Source organism: Vibrio pelagius (genome assembly GCF_024347575.1).
In the GTDB taxonomy this organism is placed as follows: Bacteria; Pseudomonadota; Gammaproteobacteria; order Enterobacterales; family Vibrionaceae; genus Vibrio; species Vibrio pelagius.
The window spans coordinates 646,696-671,259 of record NZ_AP025504.1 but is presented as its reverse complement, the minus strand read 5'-3'; the positions used below and the strand labels follow the sequence as shown (position 1 = coordinate 671,259).

Sequence of the window (24,564 nt, the reverse complement as noted above, 5' to 3'; positions counted from 1 at the left end):
CCTTTTCACTTATTCGCTGAATAAGTTGTTTTAAGTCGATGCCCTCACGGGTAGGGCATCGCTCATTTTAAATTTGCACAAGGAAACGCAGTATGGCCGTAGCTAGCTATGACGGAATTAAGATCAACGACCTGTATCACGAATACGTAGCAGGAAAGCCGATCCTTAAAGGAATTAACATCGATATCGATGAACCTGGGATCATCGCCATCATTGGCCCATCAGGTACGGGTAAAAGTACACTGCTTCGTTGCATCAACCGTCTAAATGATCCAAGTAAAGGTGAGATTATCTTTGATGGTTCTGACCTGACAAAACTGCAGGGACAAGCGTTGCGTAAACAGCGTCGTCACATCGGTATGGTTTTTCAAGAGTACAACCTAGTAGAGCGATTGACTGTTATTGAGAACGTATTGAGTGGCCGCTTAGGTTATATGACGGCTTGGAATGCGTGGCGTCGTAACTACTCTTCACAGGATCTTGCAAAAGCCTTCGAACTACTAGAATTTGTTGGCCTTCAAGATTTCGCTAATCAGCGTGCAGACAGCTTATCTGGTGGTCAAAGACAGCGTGTGGGTATCGCTCGTGCTGTTATGCAAGACCCATACATCTTATTGGCTGATGAACCAACGTCATCTCTTGACCCTAAAACAGCGGTAGAAATCATGGAATTGATGGAAACCTTCGCACAGCAGAAAAATATCCCTGTACTGGTTAACATTCACGATGTGAGCCTAGCGAAGCGTTATGCGAAACGCATCATCGGTATGTGTAATGGCAAGGTGCATTACGATGGCAGCCCTGAAGGTATCTCAGAAGATGACCTTAAGATCATCTACGGAGGTGAGTCATGGCTGGACTAACCACAAACTCATCGACTTCGCAGAATCAATATCAGAACCCTTTTAAGGCATCGTGGACAAACCGTGCGATTGTCGTGGCGATCGTCGCTTATCTTTTCTATAGCTTTTCGACCTTGGGTTTGACCTTTGACCGACTAATTATCGGTTTTGGCGAGAGTGAGCGTTTACTATCGCGCATGTTTCCGCCCGATTTTTCACGCACTAACTTACTGTTAAGTGGGTTGGCAGAGAGCTTGCAGATAGCGATTATTTCGAGCTTCTTCGGCATCGTTATTTCTCTATTCTTGGGCTTGTTAGCTGCGAGAAACATGATGCCATCGATTGTATCAACGCCAATTCGCGGCTTTATCGCGCTATGTCGCTCTTTTCACCCAGTCATCATTGCGATTCTATTCGTAAAAGCGGTGGGTTTCGGTGCTCTCGCAGGGATCTTGACCCTGGTCTTCGCTTCCATTGGCTTCATTGCCAAGTTGTTTGCAGAAGCAATTGAAGAGATCTCTTTCAAACCAGTCGAAGCCATTAAAGCGACTGGGGCAAGCTTTGTGAGTGTGATTCTGTATGCGGTAATGCCGCAAGTGTTCACTCGCTTTATTGGCTTTGCTAGCTACCAGCTCGACTCGAACCTACGTAACTCGACCATGGTTGGTATCGTTGGTGCGGGTGGTCTGGGTGGCACACTGTTCTCGGCATTCCAGCGCTTCGATTACGACTTTGTAGCGGCTATTTTGATCACCATTATCGCTTTGATTCTTGTAGGTGAGTTTCTTTCCAACATCGTTAGGAGAATTTTCTGATGACAACAGCATCTATTGATAGAGAGTGGCAGCGATTTACTCCTAATGAACGCATCGCTCGATTTGCCATTTATCTGAGTTTGGTGAGCGCGATTGTGTGGTCTTGGCAAACAGTGGAAGTGATTCCTGAGTTTTTGTATGACGCGCCTGCGCAGTTTGCGGATATGTTCCAACGCATGCTGCCGATGGATTATGGGTTTTATCCAACCACCATTCATGACGCGATGATCGAGACGCTGCACATCGCAACGCTCGGCACGCTGTTTACTCTTATTTTTGCGATACCTTTAGCGCTGTTGAATGCGCCAAATATTACGCCAAACAAAAGCTTGAATTGGATTGCTCAGTTCTTTCTAGTGTCTTCACGCTCAGTGAACTCACTGGTTTGGGCTCTGCTATTCATCGCCCTGTTTGGCCCCGGTGTTCTTGCAGGCATTATGGCAATTGCCGTCCGCAGTGTAGGCTTTGTAGGGAAGCTGTTAGCGGAAGCCATTGCCGAAGTGAACATGGGGCCAATTGAAGCCTTACGTGCAACTGGCGCGTCTTGGATGAGTGTTTTACTAAAAGGTTATTGGCCACAAGTCATGCCCGCTTTCTACTCGATTGTTCTGTTCCGTTGGGATATTAACGTTCGTGAATCTGCCGTACTTGGCTTAGTTGGTGCCGGTGGTATTGGTGTGGTACTGAATGATGCTCAAAACTTATTTGAGTGGCAGAAGGTATCAATGGTACTGGTGAGCATTTTTGCGGTCGTGATCATCGCGGAAGCAGTGGTGATTCATATTCGTAACAAACTGATTTAATCACATATTCCCCCAAGTAAAACTGTGTGATGATTGAGAGCTTTGTCTAGTTTTTTTTGAAGCTCAAACGACCCTAGGAGTCTCGGTCTTCCTAGGGGCGTTTTTTTAGATTCATTCTCAGCGCATCAGTTCAGCACAGATGGATTTAATCGAGCGCGATAAGCTTTCCTATAAGTGGTTATCTTGGTTGTATGGACTAGAATACGCAGTGCTTAGCAAAGTCTCCGGCTTCGTTTGCGGTCCAGTCGCCTTTTGGTTTCTCTTTCATATCGGTACACCAAGCTTCACTGCCGACCTCTGTACAGGCCATCAGTTGGCTTGCTAAGAAAAGTACAAGTGCGATTTTTTTCATCATAAACATCCTTTATTGCATTGCTCCATAACGATAGTGGATTCCATACTACTTGCAATTCATGACTCACCCAATACTTTGTATGATTTAATACCAATCACAGTAAATAGGTGATCAAAAATAGCGCAGGAAAAAGGCTTGAGAACAAGGCAGCATTTTTCGATAAGTAGTTATTCTACAATCAAAAATTCTAACGCAGTTATCGAGCATTTTAACAAGCTAGGGTGAGCAATTATTTACTACGATTGGTATAAAGATATAGGGTTGCTTTCGTTCCCGATCAAAAAAGCCAGCGCGTTGGCTGGCTCGTAGTATTCTGTTTTTCTTACCAATCCACCTTATAAGATAGAAGGGTACGAGTTAAACTAGCTTCATCTCTTGAATGATGTCAGATGCGATTTCTGGCTTAGTACTGGTCGGTTTAGCGTGAAGGTCAGCTTTCAGTTGCCCTTTTCGGTTACTCAGACCGGCTTCTAGTTTCTTGATTGCTGCGGCTACAGCAGGATACATAATATCGTCTGTCGCTTTGGCTGTTACACGTACACCTTCGTAATTTGTGAATACCTCAACTTGATGTTGGTTGTGCTCTTTTGTGATGATGATGTCGCAGCTGATCAGTGATGGAAAGTGGTTAGCAATCTTATCGAACTTGCCTTCGATGTCTTTGCGTGAGTCGTCGTTAATTGATACGTGATGTGTTTGAACATTTACTTTCATAAATCATACCTTTCCAATGACTGTGTCGTTTAAACGTAGCAAACATCCGTTAGATTAACCAACAGCGGAAATACACATGTGTGATTGAGTTCAGTGTTATCAAATAATCTGCTGTTTGGCTCTTGAAACTCACCAAAACAGTGCGCATATTATGTCTCGTGATTTTGATAGATGTTTAATTTCGCACCATGTATGACGAATTACTCTATGCTGCCTCTGATTCGCAGTAAATTGTTCCCTTCAGACAACCCTCTCCAACATTAGCCACTTTTTGTACAAATGCGTACTGAGATCTTGCTTTGGGATCGGAAACTGCTAATCAACCTCGCATCTGTTGATGTGCCCTTTAGTTTAGCGCTTTACTCTAATGGTTTTGATTTGACAAATAAAAGGCAGCGTCATGGCTGCCATTTTTGCTTATTTAAGTTCCGTTTACAGCATTAAATCAGTCAAATAGGTATGAGGAAGGAACCACAATCACGCCCTCTTTTGATATATGAAACCGCTCAGCATCGGCTTTGCTATCGACACCAATCACGGTTCCGGCGGGCACCTTGACATGCTTGTCTATGATGCAGTTTTGGATGTGACAGTTTTTTCCAATCTTCACATTTTCAAACAGGATGCTATCGATAACAATGGCGGCATTCTCGACTTTTACCTTTGGGAAGAAAATAGAGTTTTGAGCTGACCCGCCCTCTATCACCACACCATTCGCAATCATTGAGTTAATAAAGATACCTTGATTACCCTCGACGGAAGCAATGGTTCGAGCTGGGGGAAGTTGCTGATCATAGGTTCGAATCGCCCAATCAGGTTGATAAAGGTCGATAGGGGAGACGGGTTTAAGTAGATCCATGTTGGATTGATAGTAGGAGTCAATGGTACCGACATCTCTCCAGTAAGCGTCTTGTGTGACTCGACCCTCTTCGCTGCCAAATTTATACGCATAAACACTTTGGTTGTTCACCAATTTCGGGATGATGTCCTTACCAAAGTCATGGCTAGAGTTTGGATCTTCAGCGTCATCTAATAGAGCGCGCGTGAGTACTTCTTTATCAAAGATGTAGATCCCCATTGACGCCATGCTTCTCGTCGGCCTACCCGGTACACAGGCTGGATACCTTGGTTTTTCGGTAAAGTTCTGGATCTGATGAGATTCGTCAATCTCCATCACCCCAAACTCTTTCGCTTCGTCAATCGACACTTCCATACACGCTACCGTGAGATCGGCCTCGGTCTGCTTGTGCTGTTTTAACATCGGTGCATAGTCCATGCGGTAAATGTGATCACCAGATAGCACCACAACGTGTTTTGCTTCACTGCGGGAAAGTAGATACAAGTTCTGATAGATGGCATCTGCCGTACCACTGTACCAACTGTCTCCAGTGCGCATTTGAGGAGGAACATTGGTGATGAACTCGCCAAGCTCTGGGTTGAGTACCGACCATCCATCACGTAGGTGTTTTTGTAGAGAGTGCGATTTGTACTGCGTCAACACCAGTATTTGTCGCAAACCAGAATGTAAACAGTTTGCTAACGTGAAGTCGATAATTCGATATTTGCCGCCGAACGGGACAGCGGGCTTTGCGCGATTATCTGTTAGTGGGGAAAGCCTAGAACCTACGCCGCCTGCGAGGACGATAGTTAGAGTGTCTTGCATGTCAGAACCTCAATGTATTTATGATTATGCCAAAACCGTTGCAAGCATTGAGCCATACTTAAGTCTTTGAATTATAGTGATGAATATGACTTTCTAAGGCTGAGTGCACCAATACGAAACAGGTGATGGTGATAAGGCATATTTTTGCACCATTATTGTGCATTGCCTTATCTGGCAGGTTTGATTAACAAAATGATGCACGGAAAAGTTGCATTACAAAAGTGTCAATAAATTGAGTGAATAGAGTGATCGGGGTTAAATAAATTTATATAAATAATCACAACTTTTCACAAATTGATTTCCATCAATAACGTAGGGTTATTGTGTGATACCTTGCACGCAAAATAAGAAATGATTACTTACTCATCAATTAGTAAGCCCTACAAAAGGAAATAATAATGAAAAAAACAGTATGTGGTATTGCAGTACTTTCAGCCCTTATGTCTGCTAACGTTCTTGCTCACAGCGAAGGCGATTTCATCGTTCGTGTTGGAGCGGCAACGGTATCTCCAAACGAGAGCAGTGGTGCTGTAGCTGGCAGCTCAAACATCGAGTTTGGTGTTGATTCGGATACTCAGCTTGGTCTAACGCTTGGTTACATGTTTACTGATAACATCAGCTTTGAAGTTCTAGCAGCTACACCGTTCTCCCACAATATTTCTGCGACTGGTCTTGGTGAAATTGCAGATACTAAGCACCTTCCACCAACATTCATGGTTCAATACTACTTCGGTACTGCAGAGAGCGATTTCCGCCCTTACGTGGGTGCGGGTATCAACTACACAGTATTCTTCGATGAAGGTTCTAAAATTGCTGGCCTAAGCGATGTATCTCTAGATGACTCTTGGGGTCTTGCCGCGAACGTTGGTATGGACTACATGATCAACGATGACTGGTTCCTAAACGCTTCTGTATGGTACGCAGATATTGATACGACTGCGAAATACAACCTAGGTGGTACAAATTACTCTACGGACGTAGACATCGACCCGTGGGTATTCATGATCGGTGGTGGTTACAATTTCTAATTTGACGCTCTTTTAAATCGTTCTAATTAGTCCATCGCTTTAACTTTAAGCGCTCAAGCACCAGCCAGCTTGGGCGTTTTTTTGTTTGGGCGCGACTAAATATCTAGTTCACAGAGCTATCTATTTAACCTCTCTATCGGCGCTCCATCATGCAAGTTGTTACTAGTTGCCACTCTAATTTATGGAAAGTACATGGAAAGGCGCCTGTCAAACTCGTCGAATTTAATATCTTTTCTTTTATTTGATAAGTGATCAATTTAACACTTGCTTCACATTTGCACTGTATTTTATTGCACAAAATTTGGTCGCAGAGTAATGTTTTAAACGGTTCAATAAACGAAAAGTTAATAAAACCTGTAGCTAGGTTTAGATCTAATTACGGTTTAATAATCAAGGAGATGATTGTGCTTAAACGTAATTTATTAGTGGCTTTATTCGCGATTCTGCCTGCAATGGCAAGTGCCGAAAACTACTCAATTGGTACCGGTGGTCAAAGTGGTATCTACTATCCATTCGGTGGTGCGCTGGCTAAGGTTTGGTCTGAAAACGTGCCAGATGTGAATGCTAAAGCGGAAGTCACCGCAGCTTCAGTCGAGAACACCATTAAGGTAGTGCGTGGCGATATGATCGCAGGTATCGCTATGGGTAACGTTGTTCTAGACGCATACAACGGTGAGGGTAAATTCCCGAAAAAAATGCCAGTGAAAACGCTGTTTGCTCTATACCCAAACTTAGTGCATACCATCACTCTTAAAGATTCGGGTATTGACTCTCTATCACAACTAAAAGGTAAGCGTGTTTCTCTTGGTGCGCCTGCAAGTGGTACGGCGGTAACGTCGGCGGCACTACTTGAATCAATGGGCATTGACGTTAAAAAAGACATCGATGCGGTTTACCTAAACTACTCAGAAACGACCAACGCACTGGCAAATGGTCAAATTGATGTTGGTTTTATTGTTGGTGGTCAAGGCGTAGGTGCGGTGACTCAGATTGCTCTTACTCATGATATTAAAGTGCTATCTATCTCTGAGGAAGAGAGTGCAAACTTCATGAAGCAGTACCCTGCTTACAGTGCATATGACATCCCAGCGGGTGTTTACAATAAGGTTGACCCTGTATCAACGCTTAGCGTGTGGAATGTGTTGGTGGTTAACGCGAACATGAGCGATGACATGGCGTACAACCTAACTAAGGCTGCATTTGAGAACATTGGCGACATTCGTAAAGTGGTAAAAATGGCAGAAATGACAACACCAGAGAATGCATCTCGACTACAAGGTGTACCACTACACGCTGGTGCTCAAAAGTATCTAGATTCTGTTAGCAAGTAACCGATCTACCTCAGGGTAAGTGATCTCTCACTTACCCTTTTTTATCAATTCGTTCTTATCCAGCAGGCATTAATATGGATATTACCCCTGATAATCAACACCCTTCTTCACAACCGCTTCCGTATGAAAAATTGGTCAATGCTACGGGCTACCTGACACTGGTTGTTGCGGTGGCATTGTCTGTTTTTCAAATTTGGCAGGGTGTTAGCTCAACCATTTCCGCGACCTATTTCAGACCTATCCACTTATGTTGGGTGTTGGTATTGATCTTTCTTCACTATCCATTGATCGCCAATCGGGAGAACAAATTCTTTGTGGTCGGTAAGCTGATCGATGTGATCTTGTGTGGTGTGGTGGTCTTTGCAGGATACCGCTTGTGGATTTTCGATTACAACGACATCAACCATCTATTCTATGGCCTTCAGTTTGCCGACATGTTTGCAGGTTGTACTTTGCTAGCATTGCTACTGGAAGGGTGTCGACGCACCGTAGGTTGGGTGATGGTGTTCATTGCGGCTCTGTTTCTTGCATACAGTGCATTGGGCGATATGTTGCCAAGTGGTTTTGCAATTAAGGCATACAGCTTACAAGAGCTGATCCAGTTCCAGATTTATTCTGCGAATGGCGTATTTGGCTCGGCCCTCGGTATTGCAGCGACAACGGTATTCATCTTCGTGTTGTTTGGTGCTTTTCTTGAAGTCACGGGCGCGGGTAAGTTCTTTATCGATCTCGCATTCTCGATTGCAGGTAAATACCGTGGCGGCCCAGCTAAAGCAGCAGTATTGGCTTCGGCAGGTTTAGGTTCTATTTCAGGATCTGCAATTGCAAATACAGTAACGACTGGCTCTATCACCATTCCGATGATGAAGAAGCTTGGCTATAAACCAGAGCAAGCTGCGGGTATTGAAGCTGCTGCCTCAACGGGTGGGCAGATCATGCCACCGATCATGGGGGCGGGTGCGTTCGTGATGGCGCAGTTTACCGGTGTGCCTTATAGCGAAATCATGATCGCCTCGATTGCACCGGCGATTCTCTACTTCTTCTGTACTCTGCTCTACGTTCACCTAATGGCCTGCAAACTGAATCTGCAAGCGGTGAGCAAAACCGAAGCGGTAATTGCAGTAATGAAAGATGGTGCGCATCACCTGATTCCGCTTATTCTTATTACAGCGCTGCTTATGATGGCGTATTCACCGCTTTTGGTGGGTGTTGCGGGTTGTAGTGCGATTCTAATGACGGCGGCACTTCGTAAGCACAGCCGTATCGGTTTAAAGAAGTTCATTGAAGGTATGAAGAATGGTGCGTTAATGGCGTTACCAATTTCTGCTGCTTGTGGTGCTGCTGGCATAATCGTTGGTGTGGTAGGTCAAACCGGCATTGGACTTCAGTTCACTCAGTTTGTGATGGACTTTTCTGGTGGCTACATGCTTATCGCACTGGGCTTAATCAGTTTGGTGGCCTTGGTGCTCGGAATGGGTCTACCAGTTACGGCGGCATACATCGTACTTGCAGTTATGGCGGTACCAATGCTGACAGACTTTGGTTTGCCTCTGTTAACGGCTCACCTCATCGTATTCTGGTTGTCACAGACTTCTAACGTAACACCACCGATCGCACTTGCTGCCTTTGCTGGTGCAGGTGTTGCAAACGCGAATCCAATGAAGTCATCGGTAGAGGCATTTAAGCTTGCTGGTGGCTTGTTCATCATCCCAATCATGATGGCATACACTAGTATCGTAAATCCGAACGATGGCATGCCAGCGTTGCTATTCTCTATCGTTCAAACGCTGACGATCATTGTGGCCATCGCTATTGCGATTGAGGGTTATCTGATTCGCTCACTGAACATGGTAGAACGTTTGGTGGCATTGCTCGCTATCCCGTTGTTACTCCTCAACCCATTCGGCCTAGGTCCTTTGGGTATCGTCATTATCATCGGACTAATAGTGATTCAATGGCGTAGCCGTGAGGTCGCTCAACAAGCCTAATCTGTCTTAAAGTTATATAAATACGAGAAAGGGATCTGAATGTTCAGATCCCTTTTTTATCCTCCATCCAATTATGACGTGATGTTTATTATCTCGTGAAGCTTATGGCTCTTGCTTAGTTGGTGCTAGAGCGATTTCACGGATACATACGTTTTGTGGTTGCTGGTAAGCGAATGATACTGCGCGAGCAATGTCGTCAGCTGCTAGTACGCCACCCATTTGCTCTTTCCACTCACCGTAACCATCTTTGATCTCTTGAGATGTTGTGTGAGAAAGAAGTTCAGTTTCCACCGCGCCTGGTGCAATTGTTGTTACACGAACGTTTGCTGCAGCCACTTCTTCACGTACGTTTTCAGAGATAGCGTGTACAGCGAACTTAGTACCACAGTAAGCTGCGTGGTTCGGGAATGTTTTCTTACCCGCAATTGAGCTGATGTTGATGATTGTGCCGCTGTTACGCTCTTTCATTGGTGCAAGAACAGCTTGCATGCCGTTTAGAAGGCCAAGCACGTTCACATCGAACATACGTTTCCACTCAGATGCGTCTTGAGTATCGATTTGGCCCAGAAGCATTGCGCCAGCGTTGTTGATTAGTGCGTCAACAGGGCCGAACTTCTCTTCACCTTGTGCAATCGCAGCTTCGAATGATGCTTGGTCAGTTACGTCTACTTTTACTGCTAGAGAGTTTGGTAGGTTTAGCGCTTCAAGACGGTCAATACGACGAGCCAAAAGCAGCAGAGGGTGACCTTCATCGCTTAGACGACGAGCGATTGCTTCACCAATACCTGAACTAGCACCTGTGATTACGATTAGTTTTTTCATGTTTATTTCCTCTGTACCTTTATGTCGTCGTGTGACGACGTATTGTCTAAGTGCATTTGAAACAAGGCGTTATTAACGTGTTTCGCTGCGATGGAGGTATATTAAGGAAAACTGCATTGTTGATATATAGCGCTTTACTTGAAACACTGTTGTCATACTGCAACAATAAAAACATCTTGTTCTGACTTAATCACGACTATGCTCAATCAAATTAACCTGTCTGATATTCGTTCATTTGTTCTCATTGCGCGCTTAGGCAATTTCACTAAAGCGGCAGAAGAGTTAGGTGTCTCTCGTTCCCATGTCTCTCGTCAAGTAAGCAGCCTAGAAAAGCAGATGGGCGTAACCTTATTTATTCGTACTACGCGAACGCTGCGCCTAACTCATGCTGGTGAAGAGCTTTACCAACGCTGCGAGCAAGCCTTAGACAATATAGACCAAGCCTTGATTGCTGCAGTTGATGATGTTGAGGAAGTGCGTGGTGATATCAAAGTGAACTGCGTTGGTGGGTATCTTGGTGAGGTGGTCATTGCTGACCTTGTGAATGAGTTCATGCAGCTTTATCCAGATATCAGTATCAGTTTAGATTTCAGTAGCCACCGTGTGGATCTGATTGAAGACGCTTTTGACATCGCCTTTCGCATGGGGAGCTTGGAAGATGCAGGCTTTATCGCCCGTAAGTTACTCGATATCGAAATGGGTACACTTGCCAGCCCTGGGTATTTTGAGCGCAAAGGTAAACCGGTTCACCCAAAAGAGCTCACGCAGCATGACTGTTTAACGGGTTCGGTTCGTAGATGGAGTTTTCAAGCTTTGGAAGACAGTAAGAAAACCGTTGATGTTCATGTGAATGGGCGTTTGCAGTGCAAGAATGGCCGAGTATTAGTTCAAGGGGCGATGGCGGGCAACGGTATTATTCGTGTTCCTACAATTTACTGTTTGGAAGAACTGAACAACCAGCAGCTAGTTCAAGTGTTTGATGAGTGGGTTGTACCGAGCGTGGACTTTTCTGCAATCTATCATCGTGATCGCTATCAGCCGAGCCGAATCCGCACCTTTATAGACTTTGTTAAGAATCGTTTTGAAGAGATGTCGGTGAGTTAGGGCACACTCCCTCTTTTTGTGAGTTCTAATGGATATGTAGAATACACCAGTAGTGTTGAGATTAGAGCTACATTTTATCTATTTCATTCTTGCTGTCTGACAGTGCCGACTGGGTAACTGGCGCGATTTGGGATGTCGATGGCGGTGTGATTGCAGGGCGTAACTAATAGGCCTAATTTTTAGAGGTGTCGGTATACCGAACATAATCGGAAATGGTCACCTCTTCAGTTATTCGCGTACAATGAAAGCAGTTAAACAAATCGCGACAAAACAATAATAACGATAGCAAGAGTAAGGTCACCATCATGTTAAACATGGATTTTTCGAAAAGGTTAGTGATTGAAACTAACCCTATGGAATGGGTAGCAAGCCCTGCCAAAGGCGTGTGGCGAAAGCCATTAGAGCGCGAAGCTAAAGAGTCGGGCCACACGACCAGCGTGGTTAAGTACGATCCTGAATCCTCTTTTTCTGAACACCCTCATCCTAAGGGTGAAGAGATCTTTGTGTTAGAAGGCGTATTCTCTGATGAAACGGGAGACTTCCCCGCAGGCACCTATATTCGTAATCCTCCAGGCAGCGCTCACTCCCCATCAAGTAAGAATGGCTGTACGATTTTGGTTAAATTGAATCAGTTCGATGATAGAGATTTGGCTCAGGTGAGAATCGATACCAACCAAACCGAGTGGTTCCCAGGTATTGGTGGCCTGCAAGTAGTGCCTCTACATGAATTTGAGCATGAGCACGTCGCTTTGGTTAAGTGGCCTGTTGGTGAACGCTTTCAGCCGCACCGTCATTTTGGCGGTGAAGAGATCTTCGTGTTATCTGGGACTTTTCAAGATGAGCATGGCGTGTATCCTAAACACACTTGGATGCGCAGCCCACACATGAGTGAGCACTTTCCATTTGTAGAAGAAGAGACAGTGATTTTGGTGAAAACAGGCCACCTTCCTCTGTAAGTATTTTTCTATAAAGACTCTTTGCTAGGGCAGATACAAAGAACCCCGCTTGATACTTTTAAATGAGTAACAAGCGGGAGTTCGGCAAGGGTTAGGCTTGGAGTATTTAGAACCAATTAGCTTTAGTAAGCGACACCGATTCTTTTATTGATGTGTTCGCCGCTTTCAAGAACATCAAGCATTGCAATAGCGTAATCTGATACTGAAATTTTGCTGTTGCCTTCTGCATCCGTTAACAGTTGATCACCACCAATACGATATTGAGACGTTGTTTCACCTGGGAAAATCTCCGCTGCTGGACTCACAAAAGTCCACTGTACGTCGCTGTTTGATTCTTTGAAAACTTTGAGAGCTTCACCTTGAGCGAGCGCTTCCGCTTTGTATTCTTCTGGGAAGTCTGGAACCGTAACTAAAGCAACGTTAGGTGCAACTTCCAGTGAGCCAGCACCTCCGACCCACATTAAACGACGACCGCTCGGCAACTCTGATAGTAGCTTTTCTGCACTCTGTTTTACCAACTCATGGTTGCCAAGTGCACGTCCGCCAATTGAAGCAATCACCACATCGACATCCGACGTCACATCGTTGATCTTCGCTTGTGGATCTTGCAGATCGAAATTACGCGCCTCGATACCTTGCTGTTCCACTTTGCTTGTATCTCTCACAATCGCAACAACTTCGTGACCACGTGATGTGGCTTCTTGAGTTATGTGGCTACCAATCCAACCTGTTGCGCCTAATACTGCAACTTTCATAATGATTCTCCGTTAATTAATTCTGTGTTTCGACAACCATTGCAGTCTAATAGCTTGCTTAGGTGTGATAAATATCGCCAATTGATGTAGATTGTATCTATATAAGTTACTAATTAGCTCAGGTTCAGTGAAATGAGGCACGAGGGAGTACACATTGGATAGATTAAATGCGATGCGCAGTTTTGTAGAAGTTGCAAACTGTTCGAGTTTTACTCAAGCCGCTGACCACTTGGGTATGAGTCGACTTCAGGTTTCGAGGCATGTTCAAGAGATTGAAAACTGGTTGAAACAAAGACTATTACACCGAACGACTCGCAAAGTCAGTTTAACCACAGCGGGTGAGGCAGCGTTGATTCGATGTGAGCGTATCTTGCATGAAGCTGCTGAGTTGGAAGTCAGTGCGCTTAATATGACAGATCAATTGTCGGGCGTTATTCGGATATCGGCTCCGATTGCATTGACACAACATCTACTGCTGGATGTGGTCGAAGCCTTCACAGAACTTCACCCACAGGTGACCATTGAGCTGTTCGCTTCAGATCGTTTTACGCAGTTGGTGGATGAACGAATTGATATCGCTCTGCGTTTTACTGAGTCTCCTGATGAGAACCTCATCGCACGTAAACTGATGAAGATTGATTCGGTAATATGCGCAGCACCTAGCTATTTAGAGCAGAATACTCCTATTAAACACATTTCAGATCTTAGAGAACACAACTGTTTTCGACATCTAGGTGTGTCGCAGTGGCAGTTTGTGAAAGACAACCAGCAGCATTCGGTCGATGTGTCAGGGACGATTACAGCCAATGATGTAGGAGTGTTGGTTCAAGCCACTTGTCGAGGAAAGGGCATTATGAGATTGCCTTGTGACATCGCTAATCCGATTATTGAACGGGGTGATTTAGTCCCGATCCTTACTGATTATGTTATACCGACGAACACTTTATGGGCGGTGTATCTTTCGCGAAGCTACCAACTGCCAGTTGTGCGTCAGTTCATTGATTTTTTGGCCGACACTTGGTCGCAGGACATTGTTCGACCGAGTTAGTTTGCCGCCATGCTCGTTAGTTGCTCTGCGTATTTATTATTCGCCAAAAACAAAAATCCGATACCAAAAGTGATATCGGATACGAACTCAATGTGGGGAGTTCTATAGGACGACGACTTTGAATGTGCTGCCTTTACACGGAACCGTGTACACCTTGATGGTCGTCTGCCAGCCTCAATGAAATCTCTGGAAGAGGTAGATAAAGCGTCTCAGTCATTCGAGACAATATCTGGTCATACACTTGCGCGATAATGGTGGATATGTCGCTGGTTAACTCATACATAGCTGTGGCTGTGATCACGCGTTGCTCACTATCATGAATGTCGGCAAGTGTTTGCAAAGCACGTGCTCCCGTTGGAGAGCCTAAGCTCAAAGGACAGATCAGCGCCAAGCGGTTTAAGTGTCTATGAATTTGATCGGCGTAGAACTTAGCGCGTAGAAACTCATCTTGCTTGTCCATATCAGGAATACACATTCTTAGCTTAGTGAGTGTCTCCATGGCATCCAAAACCTGTAGCCACTCCATGTGGTAATCATCAACTAGTTCTGCCTGCTCTGATTCCGTCAACCAAGTGATCATCAACTCGTCCATTAACAACATATTGTGACGAATGGTTTTGCCATGAATGAATTGGTTTCGTACCAAGCTTCGAGTTTGCCAATCGTTATGCATCGCCTTAATTTTGAGCTGATAAATACGGTACATCGGGCGCCCATCAAATGGACTTTTTTGGATGAGCCTGTTGGATGCGGTCATCATGGATTGATACAGAGTGTTGACTCGTTGTACCGATTCAGTCGAAAGCTTACAGGTCAGCGCATAATGAGTCGCCGCGCGGTGCTTTCTCGAAAGCTGCAACAGCTCTCGAAGCAAGACCAAGGTTTCGAATTTTTGGTCGTTAGACTTTTGGCGTTTCTGTGAATAGTGAAACAGAGCATAAACTGAAGCCAAAACCACGATAGTTGAAATAAGCATAAACATAACGCACCCCTTGCATGTGAATACCTCCTTAGTGGTATGCGCTAAACGTGCCAGAATGAAAAGTTATTAATATTCAGTTGGTTAGGTTTTTATGTGTATGCGAGGCTGTCTAACTTGGTGCAATTTAGCCCTAAAATAGGGAGAGCTTGATGAGATATATTTGGATATCAATGAAATAGGTGGTCGTTATAAACGAAAAAGCCCCACTCACGGAGCAGGGCTTGAATTGATCTTTAAATGTGTTATTTCTTTTATGCCAGTTTTAGGTCGAATTGATTGCGGTAAGCAACCATGTCTTCGATAGTCAATACAGGCATGTTGTGCAGTTTACCAAAAGCAACGATCTCTGGCGTTTTCGCCATTGTGCCGTCTGGGTTAGTCACTTCACATAGTACGCCTGCAGAAGGCAGACCAGCCATTTGCATCAGGTCTACGGTACCCTCAGTGTGACCACGACGAGCCAAAACACCACCTTTACGAGCGCGCAGTGGGAATACGTGACCTGGGCGCGCTAAGTCACTTGGTTTTGCACTTGGGTTAGCGGCAGTTTTGATCGTGGTTACGCGGTCAGCTGCAGAAACGCCAGTTGTTACACCCACTTTCGCTTCGATAGTCACTGTGAAAGCGGTTTGGTTAGCGCTGTTGTTATCAACAACCATTGGCGGTAGGTCAAGTTGGTTTGCTTGTTCATCAGTTAGGCACAAGCAAACTATACCACTACATTCGCGGATCATCAGTGCCATCTGCTCATTAGTTAGGTGTTCTACTGAGTAGATGATGTCGCCTTCGTTTTCACGATCTTCATCGTCTAATAGAAGAACGCCACGACCTTCGCGTAGTGCTTGTAGTGCGTTTTCAACACGCTCGATTGGTTCGCCAAATTCGGCCAAAATTGAAGACTGATTCATGGTTTAACTCCTAAAATATCACCAGAATCAGGGCTTGTATGAGGGATGACAACCAAACGACGGCGCGACCTATCACTAAGACAGCTCGTCGCTCGCATGGCTTTATCCAAAACGAAATACACCAACTCAATAGTATGAGTGGTGTGTTTCCATTCTCTCTCATCCGGACTATAACCGTCGGCTCTGGCATCTCACCAGATCTGCTGACCTCGACGAATCGAGCGCTCGCGGGCTTATCTATAGTTTTGCTAATTACATAGTGTTACTAAGGACATACCGCCGGTGGGGAATTTCGCCCCGCCCTGAGAATAAAAAATAAATTTGATTGGCTTTTGAGGTTGGTTTCAAAAGCACGGGAATGGTAATCCTTTCATGGGCATATGAAAAGGATAGCCCGCAAACTTTACGCAATTAGCAAACAGTTTGCTGATTAATTACCCGTTTTCGCAACATAAGTGTTCCGAGTTTGGGCTAAGTGACGTGCTTTACCTCTCGACAAGTCAACTCGCTAACCCTTGCCATATTGCTGTGACACCACTAATTGAGCAGAGCAAAAGTGCCCCGATTCGAATCTGTTCTTTAGGCAGAGTTTGTGTCGTCATCAACGCAAGTTTATAGCCTAACCAAGCAGCTGGGAGCAGTGGCAAGGTAATCACCAAATGATGCAACGTAAAAAAGCCAATTGGGATCTGAACAACCAGCGAGATAATTGAGCTGAATACGAAGAAGGCAGACAGATTACCGCGCAGTTGATTAGCATCTTGGTGTTGCAGCAATAGCGCCATTGGCGGACCACCAATGCCTGAACTGGTCCCAAAGAAGCCAGAGAAGAATCCTGCAATGCCCATTTTCGCTGGTGTCGGCTCTAATCTGAATGGAAGTAGGCTCACGATGACAGCAAACACAACCAACAAGCCTAGCCATAAAGATAAGACACTGGTTGATACCATCACTAACAGTGCACCGCCTGCGAGTGAACCCGGAATTCGACCCAGCAGTGCCACCTTGAGACCACCAATCGAAATATTGCTGCGGTGCTTCATGGCATTGAAGATAGAGATAAACAAACCGACTAAACAGATTGGGGCAGGGACATAATCTGGTGAAACAAGAAATAGTAACGGAGCCGCGACAATAGCTAAGCCAAAACCAATAGCGGTTTGAACGAAAGAGCCAACAAAAATGAGTGCCATTGCGATAATGACTGTCTGATCGAACAGTTCCATGTGCTATCAATCTGCAAATTGGATAAGAAGATAAATACTATAAATTAAAATAGCCTTGCCTGTCCCATATGTCGGCAAAATTTCTGTTAAAGAGTAGCTTGTCGAGACGGATAGAAAAACGGCCACTCACTAAGAGTAGCCGTTTGCTTTCATTAAGCCTTTGCCATCTTAAGACGCTCAATTGGCTTGTCATTAATTGGTAAATGGATAAGGGCAGCAGCAAAAGCCAGCACGACTGTCGACCACCAAATTGGTTCGTAAGAACCGTAGTAATCGTAGATTCGACCGCCAACCCAAGCCCCTAAGAAGCTACCTACTTGGTGAGTAAAGAAAACCAAGCCATACAGGGTAGATAGGTAACGCGCACCGAAGATCTGACGAACCAAGCCTGATGTCAGTGGCACTGTACCTAACCAACAAAAGCCAATCGCAGCACCAAAAATCGCTGCTGTAGATTCTGTCACTGGTAGCGTTACAAATGCGCCGATAACCACAGTTCGCACCAGATAAAGAGCCGACATCACATGACGCTTGCTGAACTTGTCACCCATTACGCCCCAAAAATATGAGCCAAAGATGTTAAAGATACCGACATACGCAAGAGCCATTGCTGCGCTACTAGCGGGTAGATCTTTGTCCGCCAAGTAACTTGGTAAGTGAGTTGCAATAAACATCACGTGGAAACCACAAACAAAGAAGCCTGCGTGGATAAGCCAGTATCCTTTGTGAGCAAAGGCTTCAGACAATGCTTGTTTCAGTGTCTGTGAATCTTCTGCATTAGCAGTTTGTGTTTTTGCTGCGTTTTTCGACTTAGGAGCTCGTATGAACAGAGCAAACGAAATCATTAAGCAGCATAGTAATGCGAATACTTGCATTGCCGACTGCCAATCAAACTCGTTAAGCATGTACTGCGCGCCGGGAATTACCGCGAACATACCAAATGAACCTGCAGCGGTTGTTAAACCAAAGGCTTTTGCAGCGTGTTCCGCTGGGACGACCTTTGCGACAGCACCAAGCACAATCACATAACTTGTAGCACTCAAACCTAAACCGATCAGCGCGCCGAGAGAGATGTATAGCATGCTCGATTCGGTAGAAATGGAAGTAAGAAGCAGACCTACGCCATAAGCACATGCGCCTGCGATGATAATGCGTCGAGCGCCCCATTTGTCAGCAGCCATACCAACAAACGGCTGAAAAACACCAAACAACAGGTTTTGCAGTGCGATAGCAAAGCTAAAGAACTCACGACCAGTGTTGAAGTGTTCGGAAATAGGCATCATGAAAATGCCGAACGATTGTCTGATCCCTAGACTGATGATTAATGTGCCGATCCCAAGCCATACCAGTAAGGGAAAGCGGAAAATACTCATTCTAATACTCTTAAATTAATGATGATGTGAGTGATGTGCAGACATGTCATGTTCACCCATGTCGTGGTGGTGTTCGTGCCCAGAATGCTCATGCGCAGACTGCTGGTGGCACCCACTACTTACAGCGTGCTGAGCCAAAAGATCGATCAATGGTTGGCTATGATGAACCACCACTAAACTGATGACCAAAAACAGAGTCATTCTGGCGAGCTGGGCAAAAAGAGATTGTGAAAACATAAGGGTTTTACATGCGCTCAATGTTGTAAGAAGGCGCGCATCTTAAAGAGAGTCTGCACATGAGACAAATGACGCTTTGTGATTCAATCTATGCGTTTCATGCATAGATAAGAGAGCGTTAAACTTGCTTAGTGAAATCGAGCCCTTAAACCTGCCAGCTTGTTACATAGAGCAAATGCATAACGCATTGTAATCAATGACTATTTATTGGGTTGTAAACAAAACAGTACGATTTGAGTTACATTGATCACACTCTATAAACTCGACATATTCCTTAAAAATCGTGACCCTAGTGCCGAAATCGCTTCAGGATGAGCGAGAAAATTTTCGGAATTTAAGGGAGAGTCATCCAAATGGACAAAGATCATAACCTCAGAGAGAATCTACTTGCATTAACCCTAGGTAGTGCATTGGTGTCGCTCGGTGTTATCTTTTTCAATCAAGTAGGGTTGCTGACTGGTGGTACTGCAGGGTTAGCTATCTTCATTACCAAGATCACAGAGCTTAGCTTTGGTCAGGTTTTTTTCGCTCTTAACTTACCTTTTTATATTTTATCTGTTACCCGTATGGGCTGGCGCTTCACGATCAATACCTTTATTGCTGTCTCTATCGTTTCGTTCGCGGTTGATCATCTGTATCACGTTATTCAGATTGCAGAGATCAACAAGGTGTACGCAGCAATGCTTGGTGGCGGACTCATCGGTACAGGCATGCTAGTGATATTCAGACACAAGATGAGCTTAGGCGGCTTCAACATCTTGGCTTTATACCTTCAAGAACGTTTTGGTATTCGCGCAGGTAAGGTGCAAATGGGCTTGGACTGTACTATTGTTATCCTGTCATTGTTTATCGTCGACATTTCTCTAATTCTTCTGTCGGTTGTAGGTGCGGTGGTAACCAATCTGATTTTGGCTATGAACCATAAGCCGGGTCGCTACCAACCAGTGGCGCCACAGCCTGCAAACAGTAATTAAACTGAACGCCGTAGACAAGAAAAAGCCAGCGATTGGAGTGAGCTACCCCAATCGCTGGCTTTTTTCGTTTTCTGTGCCTTTCTTTTAGGTGTATCTGCTTGAAGTTAACTACTTTGAGCGGACTCGCACTGCTCATTGACACAACACTCATCTTTTAAGAAGTCGATAACACCATCAAGGCATTCATACTCTGCGACACAGAAAAGTGTGCGTCCCTCACGTCTTTGGCTGATTAGTCCAGCGGATGCAAGGCTAGAGATATGGTGAGAAAGAGTGGAGCCCGGGATACCGAGCTCTTCTTGTAAGCCACCGACAGCGATACCGTGATGACCCGCTTTTACAACGGTTTTGTAGATAGATAGCCGAATAGGGTGGCCTAGCTCTTTCAGTGCTTTCGCTACAGTTTCCAAGTCCATGCTGGCTCCTTAAAATTTAATTCGATACTAATCGAAATGAAACTTCATATCAAACCACTACATGCAGTGTTGACTACGTCATTGCTCTGGAGTCCCAATTCAGCTCAACTAAGGGCTATGTTGTCCTGGGCTGCGCTCTTGATAAATTCAGTGGAATTAAAAACCGCGGATATCCAACTCGTTATTAATCAACACAACACATTGGGAAGCAAACAGCATGTTTGGACCTAGACTGATTTTCTCTGTCCCTAAGCGTTTTAAGCTGTTGTAACTCTTCTTTGGCATTGGGATGTGGTCAGTCAATAAGAAGCAAGGATTTTCCGCAATCTCTGCATCGCGGATAAATTCGCCTTTCTTATCCATCATGTAAAGCTGGTGGTCTTCGGCCAATTCTTTTATTAGCTTCTCGAAACTGATAGTTCGAACGGTAATCCCCGACTCAACTTGACGAGTCTCCTCTTTACCCATGCCTTGAGATGCATCAACAGCACGAACAACCGCGGCTAAGAGTGCGCTCTCGTGGAAACCACCAATATTCGTGATGGCGTTTGAATCTACGGTAATAGTACGAGAAAAGTCTTTGGTACTTTCCAACACAAGATGAACGGTAACATCTTCACGATGAGATTGAGCTACGAAGATGGTGTTCATCAACGTGTGAGCCAATATTTCAGTATGAGCTTCTTGACCAACGCCTTCTAAAATCAACTTGCTTTCAGTTGGTGCTGCACGAGCACGCAATACGAATGAACGCATGGAATGTACCTTTCTAGTTATACGGAGCTGTAGGAGGGTAGAGTCCGTATCAATGATTAACTAACTTGTCGCGGTATGTAACTCCTTTCTCTAAGCTAAGTCAATTAGCCAGAGCAGTTTTAAGTACCTTTATTGTTTTTATACGTAGTAAATAGATGGTTAACACATTTAAACATCTAACCAGTTGAGAACGTGTCAGGAGAAATAGAGAATGGCCATCATCTGATATCAAGGAGTTATCAATGGAACTGCAGAAAATCAATAAAGAAGAATATAGAAAGAAGATGAACGTACTGCTAATTGGATTAGTAGCGTCTCTTGCGATTAGTGCGATTGGGTTCGGCACACTTTTGATTGAGCTGTTTGGTGTGAAGGAGAGTATTGCTGGCGAATCGACAGGTAACTTTCACTTAAACCTGTTTGGGGTCGTTCTGGCGATTGCGTTAAATGCCTTCATTGCATCGAAGATCAAAACCCATCCTTACCTTAATGAAGCCGTGTACGTATGGAACTTAAAACAGATACACAACCAGATATATAGAAAGCTGAAGAAGATTAAAGCCGCGGCAGATGAGGGTAATCGAAACGCACTTACCGTTCTTTACTTCTACTATACGACGCAAAAGCAAGTCTATGATCTCGATAACAACACACTTACAATGAATTCGGTTGATTCTTCGATAGATCATATTAAGAGAGAAGCAGAAAAATGGAGCTTTGAACTGAGTCTGTCTGATTTTAGCAAAGAATTAGTGGCCGAATTTTAGTTGTAGAGAGCGTTTTCGGTGAATGTATAGCCAAAATTAATGGCTTTTGGGTTAAAAATAATCGTGTAAGCACTTTTTTCGATTTTTTATTAAAAAAGGGGTTGCCAAGTTTTAGATGATCTCTATAATGCCGCCTCACTGACACGGCAGACGCCACAAGGCTTCAGCAGTAATCAGTAAGACGAAAATTCGAAAGAAATTAATTTTCAAAAAGTGTTTGACACTGAAGATTAAATCGCTAGAATGCACGTCCGCTTTGAGAGGTATCTTTGTAAAAAGAAAGTTTCGATAAGCAAAAGCTCTTTAACAATTTAAACCTATCAATCTGTGTGGGCACTCGTTGATGAATATCACTAAGTTTGTTTTCGCTTTTAAAAGCAAAGGCAAACAGATTCTTCGGAATCAAAATGATTTCAATGAACTGAGTGACCAATTAAGACTTCGGTCTTAGCACAGTCAATTCACTATCGTTAGATAGAATCAGTATTCATTGAGTCGACAAAATCTTAAATTGAAGAGTTTGATCATGGCTCAGATTGAACGCTGGCGGCAGGCCTAACACATGCAAGTCGAGCGGAAACGAGTTATCTGAACCTTCGGGGAACGATAACGGCGTCGAGCGGCGGACGGGTGAGTAATGCCTAGGAAATTGCCTTGATGTGGGGGATAACCATTGGAAACGATGGCTAATACCGCATGATGCCTACGGGCCAAAGAGGGGGACCTTCGGGCCTCTCGCGTCAAGATATGCCTAGGTGGGATTAGCTAGTTGGTGAGGTAATGGCTCACCAAGGCGACGATCCCTAGCTGGTCTGAGAGGATGATCAGCCACACTGGAACTGAGACACGGTCCAGACTCCTACGGGAGGCAGCAGTGGGGAATATTGCACAATGGGCGCAAGCCTGATGCAGCCATGCCGCGTGTATGAAGAAGGCCTTCGGGTTGTAAAGTACTTTCAGCAGTGAGGAAGGGGGTGTCGTTAATAGCGGCATTTCTTGACGTTAGCTGCAGAAGAAGCACCGGCTAACTCCGTGCCAGCAGCCGCGGTAATACGGAGGGTGCGAGCGTTAATCGGAATTACTGGGCGTAAAGCGCATGCAGGTGGTTTGTTAAGTCAGATGTGAAAGCCCGGGGCTCAACCTCGGAACTGCATTTGAAACTGGCAAACTAGAGTACTGTAGAGGGGGGTAGAATTTCAGGTGTAGCGGTGAAATGCGTAGAGATCTGAAGGAATACCAGTGGCGAAGGCGGCCCCCTGGACAGATACTGACACTCAGATGCGAAAGCGTGGGGAGCAAACAGGATTAGATACCCTGGTAGTCCACGCCGTAAACGATGTCTACTTGGAGGTTGTGGCCTTGAGCCGTGGCTTTCGGAGCTAACGCGTTAAGTAGACCGCCTGGGGAGTACGGTCGCAAGATTAAAACTCAAATGAATTGACGGGGGCCCGCACAAGCGGTGGAGCATGTGGTTTAATTCGATGCAACGCGAAGAACCTTACCTACTCTTGACATCCAGAGAACTTTCCAGAGATGGATTGGTGCCTTCGGGAACTCTGAGACAGGTGCTGCATGGCTGTCGTCAGCTCGTGTTGTGAAATGTTGGGTTAAGTCCCGCAACGAGCGCAACCCTTATCCTTGTTTGCCAGCGAGTCATGTCGGGAACTCCAGGGAGACTGCCGGTGATAAACCGGAGGAAGGTGGGGACGACGTCAAGTCATCATGGCCCTTACGAGTAGGGCTACACACGTGCTACAATGGCGCATACAGAGGGCAGCCAACTCGCGAGAGTGAGCGAATCCCAAAAAGTGCGTCGTAGTCCGGATTGGAGTCTGCAACTCGACTCCATGAAGTCGGAATCGCTAGTAATCGTAGATCAGAATGCTACGGTGAATACGTTCCCGGGCCTTGTACACACCGCCCGTCACACCATGGGAGTGGGCTGCAAAAGAAGTGGGTAGTTTAACCTTTCGAGGAGGACGCTCACCACTTTGTGGTTCATGACTGGGGTGAAGTCGTAACAAGGTAGCCCTAGGGGAACCTGGGGCTGGATCACCTCCTTATACGAAGACATTCACGATAAGTGTCCACACAGATTGATACGGTTTAGAAAGTAAAGAGATGAAGATATCCCAATATCTTCAAGCAATTTGCTTCTGCTTTTTAAAGTGGAAACAAACTTAGTGTCCCGTTCGTCTAGAGGCCTAGGACACCGCCCTTTCACGGCGGTAACAGGGGTTCGACTCCCCTACGGGATACCATTGGGTCGTTAGCTCAGTTGGTAGAGCAGTTGACTTTTAATCAATTGGTCGCAGGTTCGAATCCTGCACGACCCACCATTTCTTCCTTTAGAAAGCTTATATGTTTTCGAAAAAGAAACTCAAGATGGGGCTATAGCTCAGCTGGGAGAGCGCCTGCCTTGCACGCAGGAGGTCAGCAGTTCGATCCTGCTTAGCTCCACCATTCTTGAGGAATTCTTCTCCACGAGGAATTAAAACTAATGTGGGCGATTAGCTCAGTTGGGAGAGCACCTGCCTTACAAGCAGGGGGTCACTGGTTCGAGCCCGGTATCGCCCACCATCTTTAAGTGCATTAGCGATAGTGCTTTTAAAAATGGTTTTCATTAGCTAGTCATTAGCGAAAGAAATCTGCTCTTTAACAATTTGGAAAGCTGACTGATTTAAATAACAGAGTTATTTAA

Annotated in this window: 23 protein-coding genes, 4 tRNA genes, 1 rRNA gene, 1 pseudogene and 1 riboswitch; of the genes and pseudogenes, 17 read left to right on the top strand and 12 right to left on the bottom strand. The window is 45.0% G+C overall.

All coding sequences use genetic code 11. From position 1 onward, the window contains the following. Positions 1 to 92 precede the first annotated feature (92 nt). The 3 genes from phnC to phnE (vsple_RS17205) are packed head-to-tail and all read left to right on the top strand — an operon-like array spanning position 93 to position 2,460. Positions 93 to 863 (top strand): phosphonate ABC transporter ATP-binding protein, encoded by a 771-nt coding sequence (phnC, locus tag vsple_RS17215; protein ID WP_152470206.1) that lies wholly within the window; start codon positions 93 to 95, stop codon positions 861 to 863. Next, a complete protein-coding gene (phnE, locus tag vsple_RS17210) occupies positions 851 to 1,657 on the top strand; it encodes a phosphonate ABC transporter, permease protein PhnE (RefSeq protein WP_261883996.1) in 807 nt (268 codons plus the stop codon). The genes phnC and phnE (vsple_RS17210) overlap by 13 nt, the downstream gene beginning before the upstream one ends. After that, positions 1,657 to 2,460 (top strand): phosphonate ABC transporter, permease protein PhnE, encoded by an 804-nt coding sequence (gene phnE / locus vsple_RS17205; RefSeq protein ID WP_032553432.1) that lies wholly within the window; start codon positions 1,657 to 1,659, stop codon positions 2,458 to 2,460. Before phnE (vsple_RS17210) ends, phnE (vsple_RS17205) begins: the two co-directional genes overlap by 1 nt. Before the next feature lie 196 nt (positions 2,461 to 2,656). Here phnE (vsple_RS17205) and vsple_RS17200 read toward each other — a convergent pair whose 3' ends face one another. The 3 genes from vsple_RS17200 to glgC all read right to left on the bottom strand — a co-directional run bounded on the left by vsple_RS17200 (position 2,657) and on the right by glgC (position 5,192). Further along, positions 2,657 to 2,812: a DUF3012 domain-containing protein gene (locus vsple_RS17200; RefSeq protein WP_150868545.1), complete on the bottom strand. Its 156-nt coding sequence runs from the start codon at positions 2,810 to 2,812 to the stop codon at positions 2,657 to 2,659. A gap of 360 nt (positions 2,813 to 3,172) precedes the next feature. Further along, the gene (hpf, locus tag vsple_RS17195; protein ID WP_032553431.1) at positions 3,173 to 3,529 is read right to left on the bottom strand and encodes a ribosome hibernation-promoting factor, HPF/YfiA family; all 357 of its coding nucleotides are present in this window, start codon (positions 3,527 to 3,529) and stop codon (positions 3,173 to 3,175) included. 445 nt (positions 3,530 to 3,974) lie between these two features. Continuing rightward, a complete protein-coding gene (glgC, locus tag vsple_RS17190; protein ID WP_261883995.1) occupies positions 3,975 to 5,192 on the bottom strand; it encodes a glucose-1-phosphate adenylyltransferase in 1,218 nt (405 codons plus the stop codon). A gap of 398 nt (positions 5,193 to 5,590) precedes the next feature. Between glgC and ompW the strand changes: the two genes are divergently transcribed. The 3 genes from ompW to vsple_RS17175 all read left to right on the top strand — a co-directional run bounded on the left by ompW (position 5,591) and on the right by vsple_RS17175 (position 9,539). Then, a complete protein-coding gene (gene ompW / locus vsple_RS17185; RefSeq protein WP_255232427.1) occupies positions 5,591 to 6,220 on the top strand; it encodes an outer membrane protein OmpW in 630 nt (209 codons plus the stop codon). A gap of 398 nt (positions 6,221 to 6,618) precedes the next feature. Next, positions 6,619 to 7,551, top strand: a complete 933-nt coding sequence (locus tag vsple_RS17180) for a TAXI family TRAP transporter solute-binding subunit (RefSeq protein WP_261883994.1) — start codon at positions 6,619 to 6,621, stop codon at positions 7,549 to 7,551. 74 nt (positions 7,552 to 7,625) lie between these two features. Beyond that, positions 7,626 to 9,539: a TRAP transporter permease gene (locus vsple_RS17175; RefSeq protein ID WP_261883993.1), complete on the top strand. Its 1,914-nt coding sequence runs from the start codon at positions 7,626 to 7,628 to the stop codon at positions 9,537 to 9,539. Between the two features lie 102 nt (positions 9,540 to 9,641). On the opposite strand, the gene vsple_RS17170 is transcribed toward vsple_RS17175, so the two are convergent. Further along, the gene (locus vsple_RS17170) at positions 9,642 to 10,361 is read right to left on the bottom strand and encodes an SDR family oxidoreductase (protein ID WP_032553424.1); all 720 of its coding nucleotides are present in this window, start codon (positions 10,359 to 10,361) and stop codon (positions 9,642 to 9,644) included. Positions 10,362 to 10,559: 198 nt separating this feature from the next. On the opposite strand from vsple_RS17170, the gene vsple_RS17165 reads away from it, so the two are divergent. The 3 genes and pseudogenes from vsple_RS17165 to vsple_RS17155 all read left to right on the top strand — a co-directional run bounded on the left by vsple_RS17165 (position 10,560) and on the right by vsple_RS17155 (position 12,421). Further along, positions 10,560 to 11,465, top strand: coding sequence for a LysR family transcriptional regulator (locus tag vsple_RS17165; RefSeq protein WP_261883992.1), 906 nt, complete (start codon positions 10,560 to 10,562; stop codon positions 11,463 to 11,465). Between the two features lie 77 nt (positions 11,466 to 11,542). Next, positions 11,543 to 11,632 (top strand): annotated as a pseudogene (locus vsple_RS17160) (sugar dehydrogenase); the annotation flags it as partial. A gap of 138 nt (positions 11,633 to 11,770) precedes the next feature. After that, on the top strand, positions 11,771 to 12,421 hold the full coding sequence (locus tag vsple_RS17155; protein WP_261883991.1) for a cupin domain-containing protein: 651 nt from the start codon (positions 11,771 to 11,773) through the stop codon (positions 12,419 to 12,421). 122 nt (positions 12,422 to 12,543) lie between these two features. Here vsple_RS17155 and vsple_RS17150 read toward each other — a convergent pair whose 3' ends face one another. Then, a complete protein-coding gene (locus tag vsple_RS17150; RefSeq protein WP_261883990.1) occupies positions 12,544 to 13,176 on the bottom strand; it encodes an NAD(P)-dependent oxidoreductase in 633 nt (210 codons plus the stop codon). A 154-nt stretch (positions 13,177 to 13,330) separates the two neighbouring features. Here vsple_RS17150 and vsple_RS17145 point away from each other — a divergent pair, with 154 nt between their 5' ends. After that, complete coding sequence (locus tag vsple_RS17145) at positions 13,331 to 14,224, top strand: LysR family transcriptional regulator (RefSeq protein WP_261883989.1); 894 nt, start codon at positions 13,331 to 13,333, stop codon at positions 14,222 to 14,224. Between the two features lie 133 nt (positions 14,225 to 14,357). On the opposite strand, the gene vsple_RS17140 is transcribed toward vsple_RS17145, so the two are convergent. The 5 genes from vsple_RS17140 to vsple_RS17120 all read right to left on the bottom strand — a co-directional run bounded on the left by vsple_RS17140 (position 14,358) and on the right by vsple_RS17120 (position 18,950). After that, a complete protein-coding gene (locus tag vsple_RS17140; protein WP_261883988.1) occupies positions 14,358 to 15,206 on the bottom strand; it encodes a hypothetical protein in 849 nt (282 codons plus the stop codon). A gap of 251 nt (positions 15,207 to 15,457) precedes the next feature. After that, positions 15,458 to 16,114: a 3,4-dihydroxy-2-butanone-4-phosphate synthase gene (gene ribB / locus vsple_RS17135; RefSeq protein WP_150868561.1), complete on the bottom strand. Its 657-nt coding sequence runs from the start codon at positions 16,112 to 16,114 to the stop codon at positions 15,458 to 15,460. A gap of 147 nt (positions 16,115 to 16,261) precedes the next feature. Beyond that, a riboswitch (FMN riboswitch) is annotated at positions 16,262 to 16,428 on the bottom strand. A gap of 186 nt (positions 16,429 to 16,614) precedes the next feature. After that, positions 16,615 to 17,340 (bottom strand): sulfite exporter TauE/SafE family protein, encoded by a 726-nt coding sequence (locus vsple_RS17130; protein WP_255232433.1) that lies wholly within the window; start codon positions 17,338 to 17,340, stop codon positions 16,615 to 16,617. 152 nt (positions 17,341 to 17,492) lie between these two features. Next, positions 17,493 to 18,713, bottom strand: coding sequence for an MFS transporter (locus vsple_RS17125; protein WP_261883987.1), 1,221 nt, complete (start codon positions 18,711 to 18,713; stop codon positions 17,493 to 17,495). Between the two features lie 15 nt (positions 18,714 to 18,728). Then, positions 18,729 to 18,950, bottom strand: a complete 222-nt coding sequence (locus tag vsple_RS17120) for a hypothetical protein (RefSeq protein ID WP_172974291.1) — start codon at positions 18,948 to 18,950, stop codon at positions 18,729 to 18,731. A gap of 353 nt (positions 18,951 to 19,303) precedes the next feature. Here vsple_RS17120 and vsple_RS17115 point away from each other — a divergent pair, with 353 nt between their 5' ends. Further along, complete coding sequence (locus tag vsple_RS17115; RefSeq protein ID WP_255232436.1) at positions 19,304 to 19,924, top strand: YitT family protein; 621 nt, start codon at positions 19,304 to 19,306, stop codon at positions 19,922 to 19,924. Between the two features lie 104 nt (positions 19,925 to 20,028). Here vsple_RS17115 and vsple_RS17110 read toward each other — a convergent pair whose 3' ends face one another. Together vsple_RS17110 and trmY are read right to left on the bottom strand one after the other, a co-directional pair. Then, the gene (locus tag vsple_RS17110) at positions 20,029 to 20,340 is read right to left on the bottom strand and encodes an ArsR/SmtB family transcription factor (RefSeq protein WP_255232437.1); all 312 of its coding nucleotides are present in this window, start codon (positions 20,338 to 20,340) and stop codon (positions 20,029 to 20,031) included. Between the two features lie 156 nt (positions 20,341 to 20,496). Then, positions 20,497 to 21,096 carry a tRNA (pseudouridine(54)-N(1))-methyltransferase TrmY gene (gene trmY / locus vsple_RS17105; protein WP_261883986.1) on the bottom strand — a complete coding sequence of 200 codons (600 nt, stop codon included), beginning with the start codon at positions 21,094 to 21,096 and terminating at the stop codon, positions 20,497 to 20,499. 242 nt (positions 21,097 to 21,338) lie between these two features. Here trmY and vsple_RS17100 point away from each other — a divergent pair, with 242 nt between their 5' ends. From vsple_RS17100 to vsple_RS17075, 6 genes are all read left to right on the top strand, one after another. After that, positions 21,339 to 21,863 carry a DUF3087 domain-containing protein gene (locus vsple_RS17100; protein ID WP_261883985.1) on the top strand — a complete coding sequence of 175 codons (525 nt, stop codon included), beginning with the start codon at positions 21,339 to 21,341 and terminating at the stop codon, positions 21,861 to 21,863. Positions 21,864 to 22,371: 508 nt separating this feature from the next. Continuing rightward, positions 22,372 to 23,926, top strand: a 16S ribosomal RNA gene (locus vsple_RS17095). 122 nt (positions 23,927 to 24,048) lie between these two features. After that, positions 24,049 to 24,124 (top strand) — tRNA-Glu (locus vsple_RS17090). Between the two features lie 2 nt (positions 24,125 to 24,126). Beyond that, positions 24,127 to 24,202: transfer RNA gene (locus tag vsple_RS17085), tRNA-Lys, on the top strand. A gap of 48 nt (positions 24,203 to 24,250) precedes the next feature. Next, positions 24,251 to 24,326 (top strand) — tRNA-Ala (locus vsple_RS17080). Between the two features lie 41 nt (positions 24,327 to 24,367). Then, a tRNA-Val gene (locus vsple_RS17075) sits at positions 24,368 to 24,443 on the top strand. Positions 24,444 to 24,564 lie beyond the last annotated feature (121 nt).